This window comes from Citrobacter braakii, from assembly GCF_002075345.1.
Lineage (GTDB): Bacteria > Pseudomonadota > Gammaproteobacteria > Enterobacterales > Enterobacteriaceae > Citrobacter > Citrobacter braakii.
In genome coordinates this window covers 1-4,095 of record NZ_NAEW01000051.1, presented here as the reverse complement: position 1 = coordinate 4,095, position 4,095 = coordinate 1, and the positions used below count along the sequence as shown (strand labels likewise).

General features: G+C 59.9%; 4 protein-coding genes and 1 pseudogene. All 5 read left to right on the top strand.

Translation table 11 applies throughout. The features are described from left to right. Positions 1-380: single-stranded DNA-binding protein (gene ssb / locus BZK42_RS27555; RefSeq protein WP_080861484.1), on the top strand; the 380-nt coding region annotated here is incomplete at its 5' end. A gap of 143 nt (positions 381-523) precedes the next feature. Further along, positions 524-1,462 (top strand): Rpn family recombination-promoting nuclease/putative transposase, encoded by a 939-nt coding sequence (locus BZK42_RS27550; RefSeq protein WP_080861481.1) that lies wholly within the window; start codon positions 524-526, stop codon positions 1,460-1,462. A gap of 163 nt (positions 1,463-1,625) precedes the next feature. Further along, positions 1,626-2,945, top strand: coding sequence for a PFGI-1 class ICE element type IV pilus protein PilL2 (gene pilL2 / locus BZK42_RS27545; RefSeq protein ID WP_080861479.1), 1,320 nt, complete (start codon positions 1,626-1,628; stop codon positions 2,943-2,945). Position 2,946: 1 nt separating this feature from the next. Continuing rightward, positions 2,947-3,384 carry a type IV pilus biogenesis protein PilM gene (gene pilM, locus BZK42_RS27540; RefSeq protein ID WP_080861476.1) on the top strand — a complete coding sequence of 146 codons (438 nt, stop codon included), beginning with the start codon at positions 2,947-2,949 and terminating at the stop codon, positions 3,382-3,384. A 20-nt stretch (positions 3,385-3,404) separates the two neighbouring features. Further along, a pseudogene (locus BZK42_RS27535) lies at positions 3,405-4,095 on the top strand (PilN family type IVB pilus formation outer membrane protein); the annotation flags it as partial.

Sequence of the window (4,095 nt, the reverse complement as noted above, 5' to 3'; positions counted from 1 at the left end):
CGTCAGATACCTGGAAAGACAAACAGACAGGTGAGCAGAAAGAACGCACCGAATGGCACCGTGTGGTGATTTACGGCAAACTGGCAGAAATTGCCGGTGAGTATCTGCGTAAAGGCTCCCAGGTGTACATTGAGGGCGAACTGCGCACCCGGAAATGGACTGACCAGAATGGTCAGGAACGTTATACTACAGAGGTGGTGGTGTCCATGCAGGGCTCCATGCAGATGCTGGGCAGTCGTGGCAACGGTGGCAATGGTCAGCAACAGGGAAGCCAGGGGCAACCCCAGCAACCGGCTGGTCGTAGCTACAGCGGCACGCCGCCAAAACAGCATCCGGCGAATGAGCCGCCGATGGATTTTGACGATGATATACCGTTCTGAGTGGTCTTTTTTTGTTTTAAATTATGTTGTTATGTTGATTTCTGATGGTGTGAAAAGACTGCTTTCATGCCTGCTGTACTGCAGGTGTCGGGTATCGTGCCTTCCTCCGGGGAGGCACTTTTTTTAACATACGGGGAAATGAAATGACCAGTAACAGTAAACGCGGGCACGACCCGCTGTTCAAGCTGTTTCTGCGGGAACCCGTGACGGCAAGGGATTTCCTTGAGGCGCACCTGCCTGAAGACATCCGTTCGCTGGTTCACCTGGATACGCTGAGGCTGGAGTCGGGAAGTTATGTCGATGAAGAGTTAAAGGAACTGCACTCTGACATTCTGTATTCGGTAAAAATGGCGCAGGACGCGCACTGCCTGCTCTACTGTATCGTGGAACATCAGAGTACAGAAGATGAGATGATGGCCTGGCGCATGATGAAATACACCATCAGGGCGATGGATGATCACCTGAAAAAGGGGTACAAAACACTGCCGGTGGTGGTGCCGTTGCTCTTTTACCATGGTGACGTTCGGCCTTACCCGTACAGTATGGACTGGCTGGACTGCTTTGAACAGTCGGAACTTGCCAGACGGGTACTCAGTAAACCGTGGCCGCTGATTGACGTCAGCGTGCTGGATGACGATGATATCAAAACGCACCGTCGGATGGCGCTGCTGGAGATGGTGCAGCGTGATATCCGTCTGCGGGATGGCAGGGAACTGCTGGGGCGACTGGTTCAGCTGATTCAGACGGGACTGAACAGCCGTGAGCAGGTGGAAGCCGTTCTGCGTTATACTATACTGAATGGTATGACGGGCGAGGATATCAGGCCATATATTAACCAACTGTCGGGAGCTATCCCCGAATACGAGGAACTCATGGGTACAATAGCACAGCAACTGGAAGAAAACGGTGTCCAGAAGGGTATCCAGCAGGGCATTGAGCAGGAGCGTCAGGCCAGCCTGGAGCGTGAACGCCGGACGTTACTGAATGCCGCCCGTGCGCTGATTGACAATGGTGTCAGCCCGGAAGTGGTGATGAAGACCATGGGACTGAGCCGTGAGGAGCTGGAACAGCCCCGCCATTAACATTACGGGTTATCATGCCCGTCGGAGTAAAACTTTATGTACGCCGGAACGCCTGCATCAATGCGGGCGTTTTTTTGTAAATTTGCAAAAACAGTTCTTTATTGAGCGTTAACGCAAATCCCCGCAGGATGGCCGCAATGATGGCCATCTGTCGGGATTTACCATGTTTACGTTAAACACATACACCTTTTTCTGCCCCGGACTGCTGCTGGTTCTGGCCGGGTGTGCGCAGTCGCCGGCAGCGTCGTCTGTCCGTGACGCGGCATTCAGCCACAGCCTGAAACCGGCCGCGCCGGCGGATATCTGGCAGCGCTCACCGGAGGTGACCCGGGAGGGGCGCTACACGCTGGTCAGTGTAAAAAGTGCCGATGCCCAGCGCGAGCCCCTGAACCAGCTGATTGATATCACCATGCCGGTGTCGCTGGTCAGCAGCGTGGGGGACGGGTTTCGTTACCTGCTGTTCCAGTCCGGCTATTCCCTGTGCGGCCGTTATGGCGCGGATTTTGCGGAGCTGCTGAACCGCCCGTTACCGGCAGTCCAGCGCCGTCTGGGACCCGTGCGCCTGAGCGAAGCGCTGCAGGTGGTGGCGGGACCGGCCTGGCGTATGACCGTGGATGAAGTGAACCGCGAGGTCTGCTTTGTGCTGCGGGAGGCTTATCTGGCGCAGACGAAGACGCGTCCGGGTACTTCTCCGGTTACCACCACACCTGCGGTGGCGTCTGCCGTACCGGCTTCTGCGGGGGGAACGTCTTCTGTCGGCACCCGGCCGGGCCGGAGTGAGACGCTTCCCCTGCCGGCAGTACCGGTACTGACAACGTCTTCCCCGGGGCAGGGGGTTACGGTAAAAAACACGGCGGCTTCGCCTTCTGTTTCCGCTGCGGTCACGACTCCGGCAGCGACGTCCACAGGTGGTGTGGTTTCGCCGTCTCAGGTGAAAGCAAAAAATACAGTATCAGCACCGACAGCGGCTTCCCCGTCAGGGGCGACTTCTGCTGCCTCCGGGGCTGTCACGTCCGGGCGTAACCCGTTCAGCGGCAGCGACCTGACCGGGAAAACCACCGTGACCGCGGTTGTAGCCTCATCCTCTCACCCGGCTTCTCCTGCGGCATCAGCTTCCTCTTCATTAACCCCCTCTTCCGCTCCGGCATTATCTGTTCCTGCTCCGGCTCCGAAGCTCACCGGTACCCCGGTGAAGGCGCTGCCGTCCGGTCCTGAATGGAAAGCCGCCGCCGGTACCACGCTGAAGGAGTCCCTGACCGCGTGGGCGGAGAGGGCCATCTGTCCGAACGGCGGGAACTGGGTGGTTATCTGGCAGACCCCGGTGGATTACCTCATTGAGGCACCGCTGACATTCCGCGGCAGTTTTGAATCGGCGCTGGATCAGGTGTTTGACCTGTACCGCCCGGCTGAAAAACGCCTCTATGCCGAAGCGCACCGGGCGCAGTGCCTGGTGTCGGTGACAGGGCGCCCGGCGGACCGCTGATATGGGACTGATGATTGTGGCGCTGGGGATGGTGTTTATGCTCATCACGGGACACGTGGTGGAAAGCCAGAGAATGCAGACGCAGGCGCGGACGCAGACGGCCACGGCCAGAGTGCCGGCGCAGCAGATGCTGGGGCTGGCGGCGGCCATCAACGACTGGCGCCATGACCATCCGCTGCGTGACGGGGAAGTGCCGCTGTCCGCGCTGGCGCTGGTGAGTCCCCCAGATGGTCGTATTCACCACCGTATTGTCAGCGACCGCCTGTGGGTGTGGCGGGCAGACACGCCGGGGCTGGTGAGTTCGCTGCGGATGCTGTCGGACGGCTCCGCGCTGGTCGGCACGGTCAGCGGCGGACGCCTGGTGTGGCTGTCGGGCACGGATACCGGCCTGGCGTTACCGCCGGGCGTGAACAACGGGGATGTGGTGTACCTCAACTGAATCAGGAAGCAGAAATCACAATGAAGAAAAACAGAATACGCGCGCTGACGGTCATTATCGTGACGGCACTGTCTGTTGCCGTGACCGGATGCACCTTCCGCGAAATGGACAACATGTCCCGGACCATCCGGGCGGACGCGGATATTGCGCAGCAGCATATTGACAGCCAGAAGCGTCATCATGCCCCGCTGGTCTGGACGGACAAACCCTGGGTGAACCTGAAGCCCATCGCACAGGCCGCGCCGTCGCCGCAGAAGGCCGGGCTGCCGGCATGCAACATCACCATCAGCAGCCGTGACGGCCTGACGCTGCCGGAAATCAGCGAGCGCATCACCCGTATCTGCGGCGTGCGGGTCATTCTGGCTCCGGAGGTGATGGCGGGCGGACACAGTATGGCGTCCGCCGGCGCAACCCGGCGCATCAGCGGCGCGCTGCCGGTGCCGGATGATAACGGACGCATTCCTCTGGACCTGCTGGGTGGGGCGGGCGGTGGTCAGCAGCAGGCTGCGGCGCCCGTCACGCTGAACGGCCTGCGCTGGCAGGGACCGCTGGCGGGACTGCTGGACAGCGTGGCTGCCCGCACCGGACTTTCCTGGCGTACAGAGCAGGGCGCGGTGACGTTCTACCTGACGCAGACGCGAACCTTCCGGTTTGCCTTCCTCAATACACGGACAAGTTCCAGTGCCAGCGTCAGTTCCGGTTCAACCAGTT

Excerpts from the sequence above, each read along its gene's own strand:
- pilM (WP_080861476.1), top strand. The coding sequence starts at position 2,947 with ATGGGACTGATGATTGTGGCGCTGGGGATGGTGTTTATGCTCATCACG.
- BZK42_RS27550 (WP_080861481.1), top strand. The coding sequence starts at position 524 with ATGACCAGTAACAGTAAACGCGGGCACGACCCGCTGTTCAAGCTGTTT.
- pilL2 (WP_080861479.1), top strand. The coding sequence starts at position 1,626 with ATGTTTACGTTAAACACATACACCTTTTTCTGCCCCGGACTGCTGCTG.